22 protein-coding genes are annotated in these 17,127 nt (G+C 69.6%); 13 read left to right on the top strand and 9 right to left on the bottom strand.

All coding sequences use genetic code 11. From position 1 onward, the window contains the following. Position 1: 1 nt before the first annotated feature. Positions 2-688, bottom strand: a complete 687-nt coding sequence (locus ASF37_RS17480) for a hypothetical protein (RefSeq protein WP_056580722.1) — start codon at positions 686-688, stop codon at positions 2-4. Between the two features lie 111 nt (positions 689-799). Here ASF37_RS17480 and ASF37_RS17200 point away from each other — a divergent pair, with 111 nt between their 5' ends. The 4 genes from ASF37_RS17200 (at position 800) to ASF37_RS11660 (ending at position 2,838) form a co-directional block, all read left to right on the top strand. Next, positions 800-1,294, top strand: coding sequence for a hypothetical protein (locus tag ASF37_RS17200; RefSeq protein WP_156368184.1), 495 nt, complete (start codon positions 800-802; stop codon positions 1,292-1,294). 191 nt (positions 1,295-1,485) lie between these two features. After that, the gene (locus tag ASF37_RS11665) at positions 1,486-2,112 is read left to right on the top strand and encodes a hypothetical protein (protein ID WP_056580717.1); all 627 of its coding nucleotides are present in this window, start codon (positions 1,486-1,488) and stop codon (positions 2,110-2,112) included. Further along, a complete protein-coding gene (locus tag ASF37_RS17195) occupies positions 2,109-2,528 on the top strand; it encodes a hypothetical protein (protein ID WP_156368183.1) in 420 nt (139 codons plus the stop codon). The genes ASF37_RS11665 and ASF37_RS17195 overlap by 4 nt, the downstream gene beginning before the upstream one ends. 43 nt (positions 2,529-2,571) lie before the next feature. Continuing rightward, positions 2,572-2,838 carry a hypothetical protein gene (locus tag ASF37_RS11660; RefSeq protein WP_156368182.1) on the top strand — a complete coding sequence of 89 codons (267 nt, stop codon included), beginning with the start codon at positions 2,572-2,574 and terminating at the stop codon, positions 2,836-2,838. Positions 2,839-2,845: 7 nt separating this feature from the next. Here the strand turns inward: ASF37_RS11660 and ASF37_RS11655 are convergent, their stop codons facing one another. The 3 genes from ASF37_RS11655 to ASF37_RS11645 form a co-directional block, all read right to left on the bottom strand. After that, on the bottom strand, positions 2,846-3,655 hold the full coding sequence (locus ASF37_RS11655; protein WP_056580711.1) for a hypothetical protein: 810 nt from the start codon (positions 3,653-3,655) through the stop codon (positions 2,846-2,848). A gap of 486 nt (positions 3,656-4,141) precedes the next feature. Further along, positions 4,142-4,672, bottom strand: coding sequence for a hypothetical protein (locus tag ASF37_RS11650; protein ID WP_056580707.1), 531 nt, complete (start codon positions 4,670-4,672; stop codon positions 4,142-4,144). Further along, on the bottom strand, positions 4,669-5,046 hold the full coding sequence (locus ASF37_RS11645; RefSeq protein ID WP_056580705.1) for a hypothetical protein: 378 nt from the start codon (positions 5,044-5,046) through the stop codon (positions 4,669-4,671). The genes ASF37_RS11650 and ASF37_RS11645 overlap by 4 nt, the downstream gene beginning before the upstream one ends. Positions 5,047-5,495: 449 nt before the next feature. On the opposite strand from ASF37_RS11645, the gene ASF37_RS11635 reads away from it, so the two are divergent. The 7 genes from ASF37_RS11635 (at position 5,496) to ASF37_RS11610 (ending at position 8,913) form a co-directional block, all read left to right on the top strand. Further along, positions 5,496-5,678: a hypothetical protein gene (locus tag ASF37_RS11635; RefSeq protein WP_055968831.1), complete on the top strand. Its 183-nt coding sequence runs from the start codon at positions 5,496-5,498 to the stop codon at positions 5,676-5,678. A gap of 100 nt (positions 5,679-5,778) precedes the next feature. Next, positions 5,779-5,940, top strand: a complete 162-nt coding sequence (locus ASF37_RS17190; RefSeq protein WP_156364647.1) for a DUF5302 domain-containing protein — start codon at positions 5,779-5,781, stop codon at positions 5,938-5,940. Next, positions 5,937-6,335 carry a TadE family protein gene (locus tag ASF37_RS11630; RefSeq protein WP_056580953.1) on the top strand — a complete coding sequence of 133 codons (399 nt, stop codon included), beginning with the start codon at positions 5,937-5,939 and terminating at the stop codon, positions 6,333-6,335. Before ASF37_RS17190 ends, ASF37_RS11630 begins: the two co-directional genes overlap by 4 nt. Beyond that, complete coding sequence (locus tag ASF37_RS11625) at positions 6,332-6,754, top strand: hypothetical protein (protein ID WP_056552297.1); 423 nt, start codon at positions 6,332-6,334, stop codon at positions 6,752-6,754. The genes ASF37_RS11630 and ASF37_RS11625 overlap by 4 nt, the downstream gene beginning before the upstream one ends. Next, on the top strand, positions 6,751-7,161 hold the full coding sequence (locus ASF37_RS11620) for a pilus assembly protein TadG-related protein (protein ID WP_082506506.1): 411 nt from the start codon (positions 6,751-6,753) through the stop codon (positions 7,159-7,161). The genes ASF37_RS11625 and ASF37_RS11620 overlap by 4 nt, the downstream gene beginning before the upstream one ends. A gap of 134 nt (positions 7,162-7,295) precedes the next feature. Then, complete coding sequence (bla, locus tag ASF37_RS11615) at positions 7,296-8,219, top strand: class A beta-lactamase (RefSeq protein WP_056580696.1); 924 nt, start codon at positions 7,296-7,298, stop codon at positions 8,217-8,219. A gap of 106 nt (positions 8,220-8,325) precedes the next feature. Next, positions 8,326-8,913 (top strand): hypothetical protein, encoded by a 588-nt coding sequence (locus ASF37_RS11610; RefSeq protein WP_055968825.1) that lies wholly within the window; start codon positions 8,326-8,328, stop codon positions 8,911-8,913. Between the two features lie 81 nt (positions 8,914-8,994). Here the strand turns inward: ASF37_RS11610 and ASF37_RS11605 are convergent, their stop codons facing one another. Continuing rightward, entirely contained in the window at positions 8,995-9,513 is a 519-nt protein-coding gene (locus tag ASF37_RS11605) for a hypothetical protein (protein WP_055968824.1), read from the bottom strand. Positions 9,514-9,567: 54 nt separating this feature from the next. Beyond that, positions 9,568-9,978 (bottom strand): HIT family protein, encoded by a 411-nt coding sequence (locus ASF37_RS11600; protein ID WP_055968822.1) that lies wholly within the window; start codon positions 9,976-9,978, stop codon positions 9,568-9,570. Between ASF37_RS11600 and ASF37_RS11595 the strand changes: the two genes are divergently transcribed. Further along, complete coding sequence (locus ASF37_RS11595) at positions 9,977-11,971, top strand: cutinase family protein (protein ID WP_056580693.1); 1,995 nt, start codon at positions 9,977-9,979, stop codon at positions 11,969-11,971. The genes ASF37_RS11600 and ASF37_RS11595 overlap by 2 nt on opposite strands. Before the next feature lie 50 nt (positions 11,972-12,021). After that, entirely contained in the window at positions 12,022-13,134 is a 1,113-nt protein-coding gene (prfB, locus tag ASF37_RS11590) for a peptide chain release factor 2 (RefSeq protein ID WP_056580690.1), read from the top strand. 4 nt (positions 13,135-13,138) lie between these two features. Here the strand turns inward: prfB and ASF37_RS11585 are convergent, their stop codons facing one another. The 3 genes from ASF37_RS11585 to ASF37_RS11575 are packed head-to-tail and all read right to left on the bottom strand — an operon-like array spanning position 13,139 to position 17,106. Continuing rightward, positions 13,139-15,235, bottom strand: a complete 2,097-nt coding sequence (locus tag ASF37_RS11585; RefSeq protein WP_056580687.1) for an iron ABC transporter permease — start codon at positions 15,233-15,235, stop codon at positions 13,139-13,141. A gap of 51 nt (positions 15,236-15,286) precedes the next feature. Beyond that, complete coding sequence (locus ASF37_RS11580) at positions 15,287-16,276, bottom strand: iron-siderophore ABC transporter substrate-binding protein (RefSeq protein WP_235497449.1); 990 nt, start codon at positions 16,274-16,276, stop codon at positions 15,287-15,289. Further along, positions 16,273-17,106 carry an ABC transporter ATP-binding protein gene (locus ASF37_RS11575; protein WP_304438877.1) on the bottom strand — a complete coding sequence of 278 codons (834 nt, stop codon included), beginning with the start codon at positions 17,104-17,106 and terminating at the stop codon, positions 16,273-16,275. The genes ASF37_RS11580 and ASF37_RS11575 overlap by 4 nt, the downstream gene beginning before the upstream one ends. Positions 17,107-17,127: the final 21 nt, after the last annotated feature.

Genomic DNA, 17,127 nt, shown 5'->3' with positions numbered 1-17,127 from the left:
GTCAGTTACGTGGGGTGTCGTCCCCGGTCTCCAGCTCAGTCGACGATTGTGGGCCCTGGATGGTCCCAAGCCCCACCGACTCCGCGTACTGGTGAATCAGGACGTGGAACATTCGTGCGAACTCGACCACCCAGGCGAAAGCGAGGAGCTGCTCGCCCTCGGACTTGAACCTTGGGCTTGATTGCCAGGTGAATCCTCCATCATCTTCGCCGGTTACTTGCATCGAGGCGAAGATGCCGACGCTCCCGGGGTGTGCGTACTTGCTGAGTGACCGGTAGACCTCTCGGAAGCTGACAAAGCGCCCACTGCGTTCGGCATAGTTGGTGATCTTGCCGATGGGCACGCCGTGTCCGTGATGATCGTTCCACAGGTTCTCAGCTCGAGTCGGATGGTCCTTGATGTAGAGCACCGCCGCGCAATGTTCCACATAGGCGCGCAGGAGCGTGAACGCTGCGTGAGGGTTGTTCTTGATGCTGGCGTCCACTGCGGACTCGTGAAGCGACTGGGCTCTGGCGACCAATCCCGCAATGATCAGTTGCTCCAGTTTGAAGGGGCCCGTGGGGAAGAGGTTCTGTCCAGCAGCGATGATCAACTCTCGAGCTTCCGAGGCCACCAACGCTCCGCTCGCAGGGTCCACGATGCCGAGCGACGAGATCCACTCGCTCGATGGGTCGTCCGTGTCTGTCATGGCAGAATGCTAGGCGGCAAGCCAGGTTGACCTGGCCTTTCATGTCAGGCCGCTGGTGCGGCCGGTTACGACCTCGGCGCTGCAAGTTTCCGAGTAGGGGAAGATGATGGGATGGGTGTCGAGCTCCCGCAGTTTCTTCTTGACCTGACAGCTGATGGCTGGGCGGCTCTTGCGGCATTTCTTGCCCTCGGACTGACACTGTGGAACATCGTCGCTCGAAGGATCGGAGGCTGGCGATCGGGTCGACGAGCTCACCTACGGATCGAACTCGGCTGCGATCGACGTGACCGGTCGATATCGGGCTCTGTTGCCGGACGCATCGAGGTGAGTGAGCACTTCTTCGCCATCTGGAACACGGGGCCGGCTGACGCTTACGACATCGAGGTCGAACCGGTGGCGGCAGACGATCCAGACGATCGCGACTGGCAGACGCTGATGTTCTCGAGCAGACAATTCCCTCTGCCGCGGGTGCACCCGGGGCAGAGCGTGAAGGTCGACGTCTTCGTGGGCGAAGCATTGCCCTCCAGTTTTGACGTCACCATCCGGTGGAATGACAATCGCAAGCGGCGCCAGAGGACCGGCGCAACCCTGTACCGACCGAGCTGACTGGCCGGGACTCGACCAGGCGGCCGCAAGAGGGCACACCCGCTGTCAACTGACAATCCGTTAGGGCGTGGCTCCGCTGCCACACCCCACCGGGGTGCCACGATCTGGAACAGCGTTGGCTTGAGTTCGGAAGCGACGGTAGACTCGTATGGTGGTTGACCCAGGATCGATCAGATGGTAGGCGGTACGCAATGAGAGCCGCGGTAGCGGTTCCGCGGCAGCACCGAGAGGCGCTGGCCAGTCTTGCGGTGCTTGACGACTCGGTGATTCAGCGACTACTCGCTGAGTTCAACGCCTCCGAGGCGACGGACGCGGCACTCCGAAGCGCCTTCGTATCCATCGCTGCGGGCGTGGACGAGGCTGCCTTCGATGCCCTGATGACTGCATCTGTGTTTCGCAGTTCCAGGGGTCTCTCCGCCGCAGACATGGCGAGCGATCTGCTGGAAGATTCGGATCATCCCGGTGGTGAGCATGCGCTTGAACTACTGCTCTCCAACGACAAAGTTGTCAGGGTGGCGAAGGTCTTTGATCTGCTGTGGGCGAACGAGCGAATCGTCAGCGGGACCCGGGTCCTCACAGACGTCCGGCCCCTCTTCGACGATTCGGACGATGCGTTGCCACTCGGGTCGACTATCGTTCACACCTTGCAGGTCTCTTTCTTCGCTGAAGGTGGCGCGCAGGAGTTGCACTTGACACTGGACCGGGATGATCTGGAGTCGCTCCGCGATCACGCAACAAGAGCCCTAATCAAGGCTCGACGGCTAAGGAGTTCCTTGGCGGGCACAGGCCTTGAAGTAATCGGAAAGGAAGACGCATGACCACCCACGCAGGCGACTTTCTCTCCGTTCCCGCTACGATCAGCCCGCGTTGGCGCGAAGTCAGACCGCCTTTCGGGACCTTGAGTCCCGCGCCCTCGATTGAGGAAGTCGAGCAGCATGCCGCTGAATTCGGGCTGACTTATTTCCGGCTAACTTCAAAGAAGCTCCCTACGCGAGTCAGGACTGCGCTGGCTAACAGTGACGCCGATTGGCGGTCCGTAGCGTCCCTTGCCCAGCAGTTGGAGGTCGACGAGACCTCGGTGCGAGATGCGGTGCGCGTGCTCGGCGATGCCGTTCGTGCTCCTGTTCGTCCTCGCCGAGGCGAGGAGGAATGGCTGCGGCTGAGTTCGCTGGGATACACCTGGCAAGAGAAGATCCGGATTGCGCTGTCGATCATCGCACGCCGGCCTCGCTGATCGAAACGAGATGGAACCTTGGTCGGTCGCCATCTTCGGCGTCATGGGTGCGGCGATCGCTGAGTTTGCGGTCTGGTTTCGCTTCCGCCGGACTCCGAAGGCGGACTTGCCCGAGTGGTTCACCAGTGTGCGCTACTGGATCGCCTCTGTTTTCGCCATCTTCCTCGGTGGATTATTCGCTTGGGCTGGGCTCGAGGGGAAAGATGTCTCAGTCTTTGTGGTCATCCAGGTTGGGGCTTCGACTCCGCTGATACTGCAGCAATTGGCCGATGGTGGTGCGCTGAGCCTCTCTGCAGGCACTAGCAACTAGAGCTCCGCTAGCGCGGCTCCGGAAAGTTCTCCGGCGTCAGCCCGCCCTTGGGCATCTGGAGCTTGTTCCGTGTCTCGCCGCGGCGGTGCGCGTTCCAGGCGTAGATGACCAACGCGAGAGCCTCGGTCTCGTTCACTCGCCCTCCAGACACGCGCATCTTCACGATGCGGTTGCGCAGGGCAGCCACGGGGGAGTTGCTGGGAACGCCGTCACCGTCTGCGATGCGTGCGAGGAACCAATCGGCGTCGTCGGTGTCGAGGTCGGCGAACAGCCAGTGGCAGAGACCGACGACGGAGGCTGGCAGGAGTGTGCGGGAAGCGAGCCGGACAGCTGTCTCAGCCGACGTCCGGATGCTCGGGTGCGTTTCCAGAAACGCGTTCATCTCGCGCGGTGTGGGCCGGACGGCTCCGGTGTTGGTGCGGGCGCCCTTGGACCACATCACGGCCCGTCTGGCGACCGCAGCGAGCGTGGTGGTGTTCTCCTCGCCCTGGAGCTTCAACGCGTCGGCGTAGGTCCGTTTCGCGCCGGCATCGACGGTGTCCATGACGGTCTCGTCGACGCCGCGGACCACGATCATCGGCACGGAGGTGTTGGCGACGATGACGGCCGAGAGTCGATGTTGGCCGTCGATGAGTCGGCCGGCGGTGTCGAACTTGAGGGTCTCGCCATTGAGGACCCAGTTGCCGGTGGTCATGTCGCGGGCGTAGCCGTCAATCACGGCCTTGCGGATGTTGCGATTGTTCGGGTTCTTGGCGAGCCAGCGTTCGGCGAGCTCGGGAGTGACGTCGATGATCTCGACGGTGGGCGTCGTGGGCATGGGGGAGTCCTGTCAGGAAGCGGCGTGAGGGCGTCGTGACCGTTGCTGTGAGTCACTTGGGGGAGCGGGGAGGGCTGCCGACGGGGGGTCCTGGCAGCGCTGCCGACTGCCGGTCCTCTGCCGGGGGCTGCCCGGGCGCCTCCCGGGGGCTGCCCGGGCGCCTCCCGGGCGGTGCCCGGGCGCGCGAGTGATCCGCCGCCCTCGTGGGGCGGCGGGTTGGGTGAGCCTCGGGTGAGGTTGAAGCGGGTGGTCACGCGGCCCACCAGTCCTCTCCCCAGATCTCGCTCGGATGCATTCGGAGGACATCGTTCGCTAGTCGGTCGGCGGCCTTGAGGGTGAAGTGGCCTTCGCTGCGTCCACGCTCAACGGCACGAGCCAGTGAGGCTGAACACGCGCGCGAAGAGATGACTGCTGCGAGACCACCGCGGCGCTGGAGAACGTCCATCAGGGGCTGAGCGGGCAGCCTGGGCATCCGCTTGCTCGGCCTCACGGTTGAGCCTCCTTGGCCTCGCGCAGAAGTCCGTCGTAATGCTCGTCGACGAGGTGGGCGATGGACTCGATCGTGTCAGGGACGGGCTCCGGCACCGCCTCGGTGGCGAGCAAGTCCTGCACGGTGAGCCGGCGACTGATCCATGCTTCGCTGACGCGCATCTCGCGAGTGGAGCGCGATAGATCTCGATAGGACCGGCGGTGACGCCAGCGCGCACCGTTGAGACGGCCTCCTGGACGCGGGCCATAAGTCGCCGAGAAGTGAGATGCGGAGCGGAGAGTTGCGGCCACCTCAGTGGCCGAACAATCCGCAAAGGCGTGCGCCGACCATCGCCGGGTCTCCCAGTCGAAACGAACGACTGCGAACGTCCTGAACATGCCCGGATTTTCCGGGATGCCCTCCCAGGAGAAGGCCTCCGTCTCTTGATGAACGAGCTCGACGCCGTCGACCCGCGCCTGAAGGTGCCACATTGCGCTGTCGGCCGAGGACAACCCTGAGACGTCGACGATCGTGTAGACGTGGGTCATGCGCTGACCTGCTTCCACAACTTGGTGAGCACTCGCTGCCACTCGGGCCAGTCGAGACCGACGATCTCGTGGGTGCCCATGTAGCCGCTTCCGTCGTCGCCGTCGAGCTCGATCGAAGGGCCGGTGAGGTCGAGAAAGTCCTCGATGATGATCGGACTCGAGCCGACGATCTCGGTCCAGATCAGTCGCGCCCTCATCTCCGTGCCGCGCGACGTCGACCAGTACAGCAAGTCGCCCTCGTGGCGCACGGTCCACTGCCCGTACTCCCACCGATCGAGACTCTCGCGATCGTGCTCGAGGACGCACCACGCGGGGCAGGTGAAGGTCTCTCGCGGCTGGACGGGGATGGTCTGCGTAGCCAGCGCCGTGGTCATGCCTTCACCGCCGTCTGTCGGGGGCCTCCGACCATTGGCTGGTTGTCCAGCCAGGCGTGCATGTCCCGCGCTCGCACACGGACCATGCCTCCGACGTAGATGGCCGGAAGCTCCTGACGGTGGATCGCGTCTCGGATGATCGACTGATCCAGGTCAGTGGCCTTCGAGACGGATCGAACCGACATCACCACCAGTCCGAGAGGGGCGGTGTGAGCGTCGGTCAGTGAGGGCGGGGGAGCGGTAGCGTTGCTCATGATCGATCCTTCGTTTGCGGTTGGGTCGGTCCACGCTCCCGGTCGATACAGACGACGCGGGAGCACTTTCGTGTCAGCCAGGTGTAGCGCTGACGAATGTTGCTCCCCGTCGTCTTCCTCGTGCTGCCGGTCACCGTCGTCTTCGCCTTCTACCCGGGCCTCGTCGGCCTCCGCCTCTCCAGCTGAAGGAGCGTCATGTCACGACTGAACAGAAGAGTCCTCGAACGACTGCAGCATCCCCCGCACGACGAACGGGGTGACGTGCCCGGGTGGGTCATGATCACGGTCATGTCCGCCGGCCTCGTCGCGCTGCTGGCGGCGATCGCCGGCCCGGAGCTGAGCTCGATGCTCAGGGACGCGCTCGACTCGGTGCGTTGAGGTCCGGTGCGGAGCCGACCTCTCGCGAGTGCGAGCGCTCGCATGCTGCCACCGTTCGGGGTGCCCTGGGGGTACGGTGGCCGGAACCCTAGGAGGCACCGTGGCGAACGACGACCTGAAGGCCAAGATGCGCGAGGCCCTCGAGAAGAAGGCCGGCAAGCACCACGCGTCGGCCCAGACCGCCGAGCACGACGGCAGCGAGAAGTCGCATGGTGCCGACAAGCCGATCGCCCAGCCGGAGTTCCGCCGCAAGAGCGTCTGACCCGCCGCGAGCGTCGAGCACACCAGGAGCGCGGGTCGGCCGTCGTCGACTACGTGCTCGTCGTGGTGGTGCTCGTCCCGCTCGTGCTCGGCATCATGCAGCTGGGCCTCGTGCTGCACGTCCGCAACACCCTCACCGCCGCCGCGTCCGACGGCGCGCGAGCAGGTGCCCCGCTCGGCGCCTCGAGCGCTGAGGCGGTGGCGCGGACGCGTCGGATGATCTCGGGCAGCCTGTCCGAGCGGTTCGCGAGGTCGGTGACGGCATCGCAGACGTCGGTCGACGGCGCCCCGGCGCTCGTCGTGCGGGTGCGTGCCGAGGTGCCGGCGCTGGGGGTCCTCGGGCCGAGCGTCTCCCTCGACGTCCGCGGTCGCGCACTCCTGCAGGAGGAGCCGTGAGGTGCGAGCGCGGCTCGGCCCCGGTGGAGTTCGTCTGGCTGACGGTGCTCCTGCTCGTGCCGTTCGTCTACGTGATGATCGCGGTCTTCGACGCCCAGCGGGCCGCCTACGGGGTCTCCTCGGCCAGCAAGGCCGCGGCCCGCGCCTATGTGCAGGCGCCCGACACCGCCACGGCCGCCGACCGGGCGCGCAGGGCCGCAGCGGTGGCGCTCGCCGACCAACGGGTCGACGCCGACGTGGTGGTCACCTGCCTCCCGACGCCGGACGCGTGCCTGCAGCCCGGGTCCTCGGTCCGGGTGTCGGTGCGCACCGTCCAGCCGCTGCCGCTCACCCCGTCGGCGCTGGGGGAGCGGATCGGTGGCATCGCCGTCGACTCCGACCACACCGAGCCGTTCGGCTCGTTCCGGGAGGGCCGATGACGCGCCGGGTGGAGCGCGACGAGCGGGGCAGCGTGACGGTCATGACGATCGGCTTCCTCGTGGTGATCGGCCTGCTCCTCGCGGTCGTGGTGAACGCGTCGTCGGCGTACCTGCAGCGTCAGGAGCTCGCCCACCTGACCGACGGGGCCGCGCTGGCCGCGGCCGACGGTCTCGACGAGGGCGCCTTCTACGCCGAGCGGACGATCGAGCTCGATCCCGCCGCGTCGCGACAGCTGGTGGCCGGCTACCTCGCGGGCGAGGACGTCGCCGGTGTCGACGTCGCGGTCCGGGGTGACACGGTGAGCGTCCGGCTCGAGCGTGACGTCGAGCTGCCCTTCGCACCGCCCGGCTGGCCCGACCAGGCCCGCGTCTCGGCGGAGGCGTCGTCGCAGCTTCGACGCCCGTGACCCGGTACCACTCGCCGGGGCGCGCCCGTCTCGGACACTTCCGGGTCGTGCCGGCCGACCTGACCGCCCCTCAACTGTCCGAAACGGATGTGGGTCAGGGAGGGGCGTTCGAGGCGATCTGGTCGAATAGGGGCATGCGTCGTCTGCTGCCCGTGATCGCCGCCGCCCTCGTGCTCGCCGGGTGCACCGGCGGGGACGACACCCCGGACGGCGGCGAGGAGCCGACGGCCACCGCATCGCCCACCTTCTCGGCCGACTTCGCCGACCTGGAGGAGGAGTACGACGCGCGCCTCGGCGTCTACGCCATCGACACCGGCACCGGACAGGTCGTCGAGCACCGGGCCGACGAGCGGTTCGCGTACGCGTCGACCATCAAGGCGCTCGCCGTCGGTGCGCTCCTGCACGAGAAGCCTCGCTCTGTCCTGGACCAGACGGTCGAGCTGGGCGAGGAGGACCTCGTCGAGAACTCGCCCGAGCTCGAGAAGGCCGTCGAGGAGGGCGAGACCGACCTGACGGTCCGTGAGCTCGCCGACGCCGCCGTGCGGTACAGCGACAACACCGCCGGCAACCTGCTGTTCGACCTGCTCGGAGGACCCGAGGAGCTGCAGGGCGTGCTGCGCGAGATCGGCGACGAGACGACGATCGTGTCGCGCATCGAGCCCGAGCTGAACGAGGCCGTCCCCGGCGACGACCGCGACACCACCACGCCCGAGGCGCTCGCCACCACCCTCCGCGCGTTCACGCTGCTCCCGGCCGACGGTGACGCGGTGAACAACGGCTACGCGCGTGCCATGCTCACCGACCTGATGGTCCGCAACACCACCGGTGACGACCTCATCCGCTCGGGCGTCCCCGACAACTGGGAGGTCGCGGACAAGACCGGCGCCGCCGCCTACGGCACCCGCAACGACATCGCCGTGCTGCGCCGCGCCGACGGCGACCCGATCGTGCTCGTCATCATGTCGTCGAAGACCGAGCAGGACGCCGAGTACGACAACGACCTCATCGCCGACGCCACCCGCGTGGCCGTCGCCGGGTTCGACCCCGAGGCCGACTGAGCGACCCCGGAGACCCCCGGGGGCTTCGCAGCGAATTCGCAGCACCCGCTCGTAGCGTCGTCGACGAGAGCCGGGACAGGCCCGGCGAGATCCCTCGGGGGGATTCATGAACCGCATCAGCAGGAAGCTCGCCCTCACCGTCGCCGGAGCCGCACTCGTCGCCCCGCTCGCCGGGACGTCGGTCGCCGGCGCCTCGCTCGCGCCGACCCAGGGCGAGACGAGCGGCAGCAACGTCACCGCCGTCAGCGACGACACCGTCCAGACCAAGGCGACGATCAGCGGCGCCACGGTCATCACGCGCGCCAAGAAGTGGCTGACGGCCAACAACGGCAAGCCCGTCCCGTACAGCCAGGTCTCGAACTGGAAGGACGGCTACCGCCAGGACTGCTCCGGCTTCGTGAGCATGGCCTACGCGTACGGCAAGCCGGGCCTCAACACGGTCGGTCTGGCCGACTCCAGCGTCAGCACGAGGTTCACCAGCAAGAACAACCTCAGGAAGGGCGACACGATCATCGACCCCAACGGCACGAGCACCTCGCGCCACGTGGTCCTGTTCGAGAAGTGGGCCAACTCGGCCAAGACCCAGTACTGGGCCGTCGAGCAGCGCGGCACCTACGGCACCACCTACCGCAAGCTGTCGTACGGCATCGGCTCGGACCAGTACGACTTCTACCGCCAGAAGAAGCTGTCCTGACTCCCTCCGCAGCACGACGGCGCCCCACCCTCACCGGGTGGGGCGCCGTCTCCGTTCGAGCAGGTCGTGGGCGGCTCCGGGTCAGCAGCCGCCGCAGGTGTGGAAGGTGACGTCCCAGTGGCTGCCCTCCTGGGCGTACTCGTTGCCGGCTCCCGACCGGTAGAGCCGCGCTCCGTCGCTGCGGGTGCCGACGTACGTGAACGTGTTCGTCACGTACGACGTCAGGCAGCTGGAGAGGCTGAAGTCCAGCTTGTAGCCGTTCGCGTGGCTGTAGGTGCCACCCGCGTGACCGGTCTCGGTTCCGCCCGTGATGTTGAGTGCGCAGCCGCTGGCGGACCTCAACGTGCGGGCGCCGTCCACGCTGGTCTGGCGCAGCCCGTCGAACGACGTGCACGTGGGGTTGGTCCGGTCGGTGCATCCGCCCGACGACGACCACGTGATGCCGGCCGCTCTGAACGCCGACTCGGCCTGGGCCTGCGTCACCGCCGAGGCCGACGTGGAGAGGCCGACCACGGCGCCGAGACCGAGCATCGTGCCGGTCAGGAGCACCGCGAGGCGGCGGAGGACGGACGGTCTGGTGCTGTTCCCCGATGTGTTCATGCCCTCCATGCCAACCCGAGGAACCGGCGTGGCGCAACCCCCTCCGGGTGACGCTCAGGCGACGAGAACCTGACGCAGCCGCTCGGCGTAGGCCGCCGCCTCGCCTTCCTCGTACGTCGTGCGGGGCCAGAAGAAGCCGCGCAGGCCGTCGCCCTTGGTGCGGGGGACCACGTGCACGTGCAGGTGGGGGACGCTCTGCGACACCACGTTGTTCATCGCCACGAACGTGCCCTGGGCGCCCAGGGCCGACGTCATCGCCGCAGCAGTGCGGCGGGCCGCGGAGAACAGCGGGACCGTCAGCTCGTCCGGGAGCTCGAGCAACGTGTCCACGTGGACGCGGGGGACGAGTAGCGTGTGACCCCTGAAGACGGGACGATTGTCCAAGAACCCCACGACCGCCGGCTCGTCGAGCACCACCTCGGCAGGTTCGCTCCTACTGACCACGTCGCAGAACAGGCACGCCATGGCTCGATCCCAGCACACGACCGCACGCGCCGCGCGCCGGCCGGCGCTGCTGGCGGGCCTGGTGGTGGCACTCGTCCTCGCGGGGCTGGGGCCCGCCGACGCGGCGTCGCGTCGCGTGTCGCTGACGGTCGCCCCCACGACTCCTCTGGTCGGGGCGAGCGTGAGCGTCTCGGGGACCGTGACGTCCACGCCTCGTCGCACCAAGGTCGTGCTGCAGCGTTGGAGCGGCCGTCGCTGGCTGAGCCTCTCCACCGTGCGCACGGGGACGCGCGGGCGATTCACGGCACGCACCGCCGCGGCGTCACCCGGTCGCTGGTCCTATCGCGTCCGGGTGCCGGCCGCAGGCAAGCGGAAGGCGGTGACCAGTGGTGTCCGGCGCGTGGACGTGCTCCGGGGCAGCAGCGTGAGCCTGTCCGTCGAGCGCCGGTCCGCGGCGTGGACGTTCGTGCAGGTGAGGGGTCTCGTGAGGAACGCGCGGACGGGCGCGCCGGTCCGTCTCGAGCGCCGGGTCGCGGGCGCCTGGCGGCGGGCCGCCGACGGCAGGGTGGGCGCCGGCAGCCGCTACGACGTCGGTCTCGAGCTGCCGGTCGGCACCTCCTCCGTGCGCGTCGTCGCGCCGCGCGACGCATACCGTGCCGCGGCCGTCAGTCCCACTGTCACCGTCACGGTGGTGCCGCCTCCGGCGACCGGCTCGAGCGCGACTCCCACTCCGCCGGCGCAGCCTGCGGCCGAGCCGTCGCGCACGGTATCCGGCACGATCACGGGCCAGGTCACCTGGGCGGCGGGAAGCACCGTCGTGCTCACCGGTCCGGTCGACGTCGCGGCGGGCGCCACCCTCACGGTGGAGGACGGCGTGGTGGTGCGCTCCGCCGGCCACGCCCTCACCGTCCACGGGACCCTGCGGGCCGGTCGCTCGGGCACCACCACCTTCACGTCCACGTCGACGGCCCCCCGAGCGGGCGACTGGCCGGGCATCCGGGTCGCTCGGCGCGGGCACGCCGACCTCGGGCGGTCGCACGTGTCCGGTGCCGACACCGCACTGCGAGTCGTCCGGGGCGGGTCCGCCCAGTGGCGTGGATCGGTCGCGGCCTCCGCCGCCGGCCTCGACTCCGACGGGTTCGCCGACGCCCGCCACGTCGACTGGGGGAGCCCGACGGGGCCCGCGGCCTTCGGCACCGGCGCCGCCGTGCGGGGGTACGGCGCGCTGGTGGTTCCGTGGCAGGGCTTCACGCCGGGCACGGGCAGCACGTGGCTCGCCGAGGACGCACCGCAGGTGCCCTGCGTCGACGTGGTCCTGGTCGGGGCACGTGGCTCGGGCGAGGCGCCGCAGGGCTCGGACGCCTACGAGGACGCGGCCTTCGGCGGGACGGGAGTCCCGACGTTCGGCGTGCTGCACGGTGCCTACTCGACGGTGCAGGAGGCCCGTCCGGCCACCTCGTTCACGGTGGTGCCCGTCCGGTACGCGGCGGCCGGGTACCCGCCGGCCGACGACTCGGTCGACTGGCCCACGTTCTCGGCGAGCCTGCGGGGCGGTGCCGACGCCGTCGCGGCGCTCACCGCCGACGTCGCGCGTCGCTGCCCCGACAGCCTGGTGGTCCTCGTGGGTGCCTCCCAGGGTGCTGCCGCCGTGCGAGCCGGACTGGTCCAGGCCGACGGGGCGGGTCGCGACGCCGTCGCCGCCGTCGGCCTCCTCGCCGACCCCAGCACCGTCCCGGACGCGAGGGAGACGATCTGGTCGACCTCGTGGACCACCCGGTCCGTCCCGAAGGTCGGTGGCGTCGTCCCGATGTCCTCGTTCGCGCGGGCCGCGACGACCGACCTGCCCGACGACGTCGCCGCACGCACCCTCGCGCTGTGCCACGAGGGTGACGCGGTCTGTGACGCCGGTCCCGACGCCTCGATCGAGCGGCACGCGGACTACTCCGCGCAGGAGACCCTCGACCTGGGCGCGGCCCTGGGCCGTCTGGTGCTCGACCGTCTCGGCGACCGCTGAACCGCCCGGCCGAGCGGCCGCGCCCGGGGCCCTGGCGGTAGCCTCGACAGGTGGCCACCGACTTCGCAGAGCAGATCAAGGAGCTCAGTGCGACCCTGACCTCCATCGAGAAGGTCCTCGACCTCGACGCGATGCAGACCGAGATCGACGAGCTGCAGGAGGAGGTCGGCGCACCCGACCTCTGGGACGACCAGGCGAACGCCCAGCGCGTCACCGGTCGCCTCTCCGTGCTGCAGTCGCAGATGGAGCGCATCGTCGAGCTGCGCAGCCGTCTCGACGACCTCGAGGTGCTGGTCGAGCTCTCCCAGGAGGAGGGCGACGCCGACTCCCTCGCCGAGGCCGAGACCGAGCTGACCCGCCTGCGTGCCCTCGTGGAGTCGCTCGAGGTCCGCACGCTGCTGTCGGGCGAGTACGACGAGCGCGAGGCCCTGGTGACCATCCGCTCCGGCGCCGGTGGCGTCGACGCCGCCGACTTCGCCCTCATGCTCCAGCGCATGTACGTGCGCTGGGCCGAGCGGCACGACTACCCCGTCCAGATCTACGACACCTCCTACGCGGAGGAGGCGGGCATCAAGTCCACGACCTTCGCGATCAAGGCGCCCTACGCCTACGGCACGCTGTCGGTCGAGTCCGGCACCCACCGGCTCGTGCGCATCTCGCCCTTCGACAACCAGGGCCGGCGCCAGACCTCGTTCGCGGCCATCGAGGTCGTGCCCGTGCTGGAGCAGACCGACGAGATCGACATCCCCGACGAGGAGATCCGCGTCGACGTGTACCGCTCGTCCGGGCCCGGCGGCCAGTCGGTCAACACCACCGACTCGGCGGTCCGCCTCACCCACATCCCCACCGGCGTGGTCGTCAGCTGCCAGAACGAGAAGAGCCAGCTGCAGAACAAGGCCAGCGCCATGGTGATCCTCAAGGCCAAGCTGCTCGCGCTCAAGAAGGCCGAGGAGCGTGCCCACCTCGACGAGCTGCGCGGCGACGTGCAGGCGTCGTGGGGCGACCAGATGCGCAACTACGTGCTCAACCCGTACCAGATGGTCAAGGACCTGCGCACCGAGCACGAGACCGGCAACACCCAGTCGGTGCTCGACGGCGAGATCGACGACTTCATCGAGGCCGGCATCCGCTGGCGCAAGAACCAGGAGACGGCGAACGCCTGACGTCCTAGGTGCGCCGCGACCGGTGCAGCAGGTACAGGAAGTACGGCGTGCCGATGGCCGCGGTCAGCAGGCTGGCCGACAGCTGTGTCGGCGCCACGACCGTGCGGCCGAGCAGGTCCGACAGGCTCAGCACGATCGCACCCAGCAGGGCCGCCACCGGGATCACGAGACGGTGACGCCGCCCCACCAGCGCGCGTGCGGCGTGGGGCGCCACGAGCCCCACGAAGCCGACGACGCCGATGACCGAGACCGCCGCCGCCGTGAGCAGCGTGCCGCTGCCGAGCAGCAGCAGACGCGAACGGGCGGGGTCCACCCCGACCACGCGCGGCGTGTCCTCGTCGACCGACAGCAGGTCGAGACGACGTGACGCCGCGAAGGCGATCGGCAGGAGGAGGACGCACGCGACCACGAGCGGCGTCAGGTGCTCGTAGGCGCGACCGTAGGTCGACCCCGACAGCCAGGTGAGTGCCTTGGCCGCGTTGAACGGGTCGGTGGCCACGATCAGCACGGTCACGGTGGCCGTGGCGCCGTAGGCCACGCCCACGCCCAGCAGCACGAGCCGGTCGGTGGCGAAGCCGCTGCGTGCGGCGAGGCCGAACACGAGCGTCGCGGCCAGCAGCGCCCCGGCCACGCTCGCCCCCGAGATCGCCCAGAAGCTCGCGGCCGGCACCGCAGTGACCACGACGACGGCCCCGACCGAGGCGCCTCCGGACACGCCGAGCAGGGTCGGGTCCGCGAGGGGGTTGCGGGTCACGCCCTGGATGAGTGCACCCGACACGGCCAGCGCGACCCCGGCGAGCACGGCCGCGACGATCCGCGGCGCCCGGGCGTCCATGACGCTCGACGTGATCGGGCCACCGCGGCCGGCGAGCCAGTTGAGCAGGTCGCCGACCAGGAACATCCGGTCGCCCACCAGCATCGACGCGCCCGCGACCACCACCAGCAGGACCACCAGCACGCCGATCAGCAGACCGGGGCGACGCACCCCCAGTCCGCGCACGTCGAGCGCGTTGCCCGCCTCGTCCAGCCGTGATGCGCGCAGCCGCATCGCGAAGCCGACCAGCACCACCGCGCCGAGGATCGTGGTGGCCACCCCGGTGGGCACCTGCACCGCCCGTTGGGAGCCCATGACCGCCCGCACCGTCACGTCGGCGAGCAGCACCACCGCCACGCCGGCCAGGCCCGACAGCGGCACGAGCGCACGGTGACGGTGCAGGCCCTTGACCCGCGACGTGCCCAGCCGCACGAGGGCGGGGGCGACGAGACCGATGAAGCCGATGGGCCCGGCCACGGTCACGGAGACCGCCGAGAGCAGGACGGCCAGGACGATCACCGTCAGCTGGGTCCTGCGCACCGGCACGCCCAGCGACCGGGCCTCGTCGTCGCCGAGGGTCAGCAGGTCGAGGCGTCGCGCGTGCAGCAGCGTCACGGACACCACCACGACCATGAGCGGGGCCATCAGGCGCAGCGTGCCGAAGCCGTTCTGGCTGAGCGTCCCCGCCTGCCACGCCTGCAGGCCGATGGCGCCCTGCGGGTCGAGGATGATCAGCATCGTCGAGATCGCCATGAAGCCCAGCGAGATCACGGTGCCCGCGAGCACCAGCCGGACGGTGCCGTACTCGGTGCCCGCCAGCGCGAAGACGACGAGAGCCGCGAGGAGGCCGCCACCGAAGGCGAGCACGAGGTCGCCCGCGATCACCGACGGCACGCCGACCGTCGCGCCGACGGTGACGGCGAGGAAAGCTCCGGAGTTCACCGCGAGCGTGTCGGGGGAGGCCAGCATGTTGCGCGCCACCGACTGCATCACGGCGCCGGCGACGCCGAGGGACAGGCCCACGACCACGCCCGCGGCCAGGCGCGGCAGACGTGACTCGACGACGACCGCGGTCGCCTGCCCCGACCCGGTCCCGGTGAGCCAGCCCCACAGCTCCGGAACGCCGACGTCGGCGGTGCCCTGCACCACGTGCACGGCCGCCACCACGGCGATGGCGATCAACAGCCCGAGGGCCACGACCGCGACCCTCCACACGGAGGTGGGCGCGCCGACCGGCGTCGGGGAGGTGTGCTCCTCGACGCCGGGGCGCTCTGCCGTCAGGGTCATGGGGCCGTGAGGGTCATGCGGTCGTGGCCTCGGGGTCCAGGTCGTCAGTACTCAGGAGACCTGGTCCGCGACGGCGTCCAGGAACTGGATCATCGACTTCGGGCCACCGAACATCCAGATCTTGTCGGGGAAGCGGACCACGTCGCCGCTCTCCACGAACGGCAGCGACGTCCAGACGGTGTTGTCCTTCAGCGTGTCCGCGTACGGGTCGGTCTCGGCGTCGTTGGCGATGTACCAGTACTGCGTGTCGTCGGGCAGCTTGGTCAGGCCCTCCACGTCGGTCTGGGCCAGGCCGTAGGCCGGGTCGGGCTCGAGGCCGTCGATGGCGTCCCAGGCGTTCTCGAAGCCGAGCTCGCCCAGGATCGTGCCGAGCTGCGACGTGGCCGTGTAGGGCCGGACCGAGACGGCGTCGCCGGTGTCGTAGGCGTCGCTGAACGCCACGGTGGCGCCGGCGGCGTCGGAGTCGGCGACGGCCTTCTTGGTGTCGGCGAGCTTCTCGTCGAACTCGGCCTTCAGGTCCTTCGCCTCGTCCTCGGTGCCGGTGGCCTTGGCCACCAGGTCGAGGTTGGCGAACATCTGGTCGATCTGCTCGCCGGCCTTGCCGCCGGGCAGCACGATCACCGGGATGGTCTTCTCGATCTGCTCCACGGCATCGCCGGCGAGGGTGTCGGTGACGACGAGCGCGTCGAGGTCGAGCGAGGCCAGCGTGTCCAGGCTCGGCTCGCCACGCGTGCCGAGGTCGGTCACGTCGTCGCCGAGCTCCACCGCGCTGTCCCAGGTGGCGAAGCCCTTGACGTCGGACACGCCGACCGGCTGGACGCCGAGCGACACCAGGTACTCGGCCGCGTTCCACTCAGTTGCGGCCACGCGGGTGGCGGGACCGTCGAGGGTGATCTCCTTGCCGCGCGAGTCGGTGAGGGTGATCTTCTCCCCGCTGGACTCCGAGGAGCCGTCGGAGGCGTCCTCGGTGGTGCCGCAGGCGGCGAGCACGGTGGCGAGCAGGGCGGTGGCTGCCACGAGCGGCAGGCGGATGGACGTCACGGGTTCTCCTGAAGGGGGGTCGGACGGGTGTGGTGACGGGCCACGGCGCGGGTGCGGACGTGGCCGGTGGAGGGGTCGACGTGGACGTCGACCTGGATGCCGTAGGCGGCGCTCAAGCGCGCCGAGGTGAGGACGTCGGCGGGAGGGCCGGCCGCGTCGACGCGGCCGTCGACGAGCAGCACGACGTCGTCGGCGATCGCGGCGGCCTGGTCGAGGTCGTGCAGGACGATGCCGATCGCGATGTCGTGGTGGTCGGCGAGGTCGCGGACCGTGTCGAGCAGCTCCACCTGGTAGCGCAGGTCCAGGAACGTGGTGGGTTCGTCGAGCAGCAGCACGGCCGTGTCCTGCGCCAGGCAGCTGGCCAGCCAGACGCGCTGCAGCTGCCCGCCCGACAGGGTGTCGACGGGACGGTCGGCGAGCTCGGTGACGCCGCACATCCCCATCACGCGGTCGACGACGACGGCGCCGTCGGGGTCGCCACCGCCCCAGCGGCCGCGGTGCGGGTGGCGGCCGTACTCCACGACCTCCCGGACCGACACGCCGCCGGGCACGCTCCGCGACTGCGAGAGCAGGGTGAGCCGCGTGGCCAGGTCACGGCCGGGCAGGTCGCCGACGGCGGTGCCGTCGCCCAGCTCCACCCGGCCGGACTCCGGCTCGTGCAGGTGGGCCAGCGACCGCAGCAGGGTCGACTTGCCCGAGCCGTTCGGTCCGATCAGCGCCGTGACCCGGCCCGCGTGCAGTGCGACGTCGACGTCGTGGACGACCGTCGCGCGTCGGTAGCCGGCCACGATGCCGGTGCCGCGGAGCTGAAGGGTCGAAGGGTGGAGCACGCGACAAAGGTAAGGCATACC

It is taken from the genome of Aeromicrobium sp. Leaf289, from assembly GCF_001423335.1.
Lineage (GTDB): Bacteria > Actinomycetota > Actinomycetes > Propionibacteriales > Nocardioidaceae > Aeromicrobium.
The sequence above is the reverse complement of the archived record's forward strand: the minus strand, read 5'-3'. Positions and strand labels throughout refer to the sequence as shown.

Bases quoted from the DNA above. Each gene is read 5' to 3' on its own strand.
- ASF37_RS11620 (WP_082506506.1), top strand. From the start codon at position 6,751: ATGACGCGCCGGGTGGAGCGCGACGAGCGGGGCAGCGTGACGGTCATG.
- ASF37_RS11660 (WP_156368182.1), top strand. From the start codon at position 2,572: ATGGGTGCGGCGATCGCTGAGTTTGCGGTCTGGTTTCGCTTCCGCCGG.
- ASF37_RS11645 (WP_056580705.1), bottom strand. From the start codon at position 5,046: ATGACCACGGCGCTGGCTACGCAGACCATCCCCGTCCAGCCGCGAGAG.
- ASF37_RS11600 (WP_055968822.1), bottom strand. From the start codon at position 9,978: ATGGCGTGCCTGTTCTGCGACGTGGTCAGTAGGAGCGAACCTGCCGAG.
- ASF37_RS17480 (WP_056580722.1), bottom strand. From the start codon at position 688: ATGACAGACACGGACGACCCATCGAGCGAGTGGATCTCGTCGCTCGGC.
- ASF37_RS17200 (WP_156368184.1), top strand. From the start codon at position 800: ATGGGTGTCGAGCTCCCGCAGTTTCTTCTTGACCTGACAGCTGATGGC.
- ASF37_RS11585 (WP_056580687.1), bottom strand. From the start codon at position 15,235: ATGACCCTGACGGCAGAGCGCCCCGGCGTCGAGGAGCACACCTCCCCG.
- ASF37_RS11635 (WP_055968831.1), top strand. From the start codon at position 5,496: ATGTCACGACTGAACAGAAGAGTCCTCGAACGACTGCAGCATCCCCCG.
- ASF37_RS17195 (WP_156368183.1), top strand. From the start codon at position 2,109: ATGACCACCCACGCAGGCGACTTTCTCTCCGTTCCCGCTACGATCAGC.
- ASF37_RS11665 (WP_056580717.1), top strand. From the start codon at position 1,486: ATGAGAGCCGCGGTAGCGGTTCCGCGGCAGCACCGAGAGGCGCTGGCC.
- ASF37_RS11610 (WP_055968825.1), top strand. From the start codon at position 8,326: ATGAACCGCATCAGCAGGAAGCTCGCCCTCACCGTCGCCGGAGCCGCA.
- ASF37_RS11650 (WP_056580707.1), bottom strand. From the start codon at position 4,672: ATGACCCACGTCTACACGATCGTCGACGTCTCAGGGTTGTCCTCGGCC.
- ASF37_RS11595 (WP_056580693.1), top strand. From the start codon at position 9,977: ATGGCTCGATCCCAGCACACGACCGCACGCGCCGCGCGCCGGCCGGCG.
- bla (WP_056580696.1), top strand. From the start codon at position 7,296: ATGCGTCGTCTGCTGCCCGTGATCGCCGCCGCCCTCGTGCTCGCCGGG.
- ASF37_RS11605 (WP_055968824.1), bottom strand. From the start codon at position 9,513: ATGAACACATCGGGGAACAGCACCAGACCGTCCGTCCTCCGCCGCCTC.
- ASF37_RS11655 (WP_056580711.1), bottom strand. From the start codon at position 3,655: ATGCCCACGACGCCCACCGTCGAGATCATCGACGTCACTCCCGAGCTC.